The 1661-nt window shown below is 38.5% G+C and carries 3 protein-coding genes; all 3 read right to left on the reverse strand.

Going from position 1 to position 1661, the window contains the following annotated elements:
* Positions 1–114: 114 nt before the first annotated feature.
* Positions 115–597, reverse strand: a complete 483-nt coding sequence (locus ACFILW_RS09620) for a hypothetical protein (RefSeq protein WP_375627186.1) — start codon at positions 595–597, stop codon at positions 115–117.
* A gap of 75 nt (positions 598–672) precedes the next feature.
* A complete protein-coding gene (locus tag ACFILW_RS09625) occupies positions 673–1242 on the reverse strand; it encodes a hypothetical protein (RefSeq protein ID WP_273791664.1) in 570 nt (189 codons plus the stop codon).
* Between the two features lie 5 nt (positions 1243–1247).
* Positions 1248–1661: hypothetical protein (locus tag ACFILW_RS09630; RefSeq protein WP_375685701.1), on the reverse strand; the 414-nt coding region annotated here is incomplete at its 5' end.

The raw sequence follows: 1661 nt of genomic DNA on the forward strand, positions 1-1661 counted from the left end.
TCTATTAGGTTAGTGTTTTGTTCACTCATCTTGATTTCCTACATTGCGCGCAATTCCCCCGTGGCGTGAATCACGCTGGTGTTAAAAGACTGGTTTTGGGGTGTTAGAAAGTGCTTATACGCTCTGTCTTTTCCTAGGGATATGTTCGGCTTTTCTATTATAACTAATATGTGTGTTGCCTGAAATACATGTGTTACCACATACAACAGCTTCACCACCAATATGAGCTTTTTCACAAATTTTGGCATTGCCGTGAATTTCGGCTATTCCGTAAACTTTTGCATGATTGAAAATGTGTGCATTGGATTCAACACAAGCGTTTCCAAAAACATTAGCATTTCCATAAATACGTGCATTACATGAGATACGTGCTCGTCCAAATACTTGTGCATTCTCATAAATTTGTGCATTACTGCAAACCTTTGCCCTATCCCCAACCCAACAATCGCCCTCATGAGAGAGGTTACCTTCATGCTCTATATAACCGCCTAGGTCACCTTTCTTGACCTTTCCAAAGTTTCTCAGTGCACGGATGCGACGAACTGGTCGACGATAGAGAATGTCTATTTCATCAGTAAGTTCGTATTTCTTTTTCATGGTTTATTTCCTTGATTTGCGTACAATTCACCCGTGGCGTGAATCACGCTTGTGTTTAAAAATGTTGTTTGGTTGTTAGAAACGGCTTATGTAGCTTATATCGCTTGCTGAATAGTCACTTTCGTAGATGATTGAATTGCGTCCACGAATTTCAAGATTACCAGAAATATTTACATTATCGAAAATATATACTCTATCTAGAATTTTCATATTTCCGGAAATGTGTGCTTTATCACTTATATAAGCATCTCCATAGACACGGGCATTGCCATAAACATGGCCCAAAACTCGAGCCTCACCATAAATTTGTGCATTGCCGTAAATTTGCGCATCATATTCAACATATGCTTCACCGCAAACTTTTGCATTTTCATAAACACGCGCCCTGCCTGTAATTTGTGCGCGTTCAAATACTTGTGCATTGCCGAAAATCTTAGCGTCACCACAAACCATAGCTTTATGCCAAACCCAACAATCGCCTTCATGCGATAGGTTGTCTTCTTTTTGTATATAGCCACCTAAGTAACCTTTTTTAATATTTCTAAAATCTCTTAATGCACGTATGCGATAAAGTTTTTTACTTTTATCGGTTCTTGCATCATAAAATTCTTTTATTTCATCAGTAAGTTCATATTTCTTTTCCATGATTACTATTTCTCACGTTCTACGATTACGGTGGAGCCACTAATTTTACAATTTCCAGCAATGTGTACACGACAGCAAATATATGCTTGATTGTAAATTTTAGCATTTCCGTAAACGTGTACACTTTTCCCTATAACAGAATTCCCATAAATCCGCGCATAGTCAAAAACCTTGGCATTATCTCTAACAGAAGCACCACCAACTTCGGCATAATCAGAAACTTGTGCATTGCCATAAACTTGTGCATTCCCATAAACCCGCGCATCATCATAAACTTTGGCATCACCGTAAACGTGTGCATTGCCAAAAATCCAACAGTCTCTCTTATGGCTTAAGTTGCTCTCTTTTTCTATAAAACCGCCTAGGTCACCTTTTTTGACATATCCAAAGTCTCTTAATGCTCTAATTCGGTGAAGAGT

The organism is Bartonella sp. TT110JLCBS (genome assembly GCF_042193405.1).
Lineage (GTDB): Bacteria > Pseudomonadota > Alphaproteobacteria > Rhizobiales > Rhizobiaceae > Bartonella.

What these genes read in the sequence shown, in the direction of transcription:
- ACFILW_RS09620 (WP_375627186.1), bottom strand. Translation starts at nt 597, where the DNA reads ATGAAAAAGAAATACGAACTTACTGATGAAATAGACATTCTCTATCGT.
- ACFILW_RS09625 (WP_273791664.1), bottom strand. Translation starts at nt 1,242, where the DNA reads ATGGAAAAGAAATATGAACTTACTGATGAAATAAAAGAATTTTATGAT.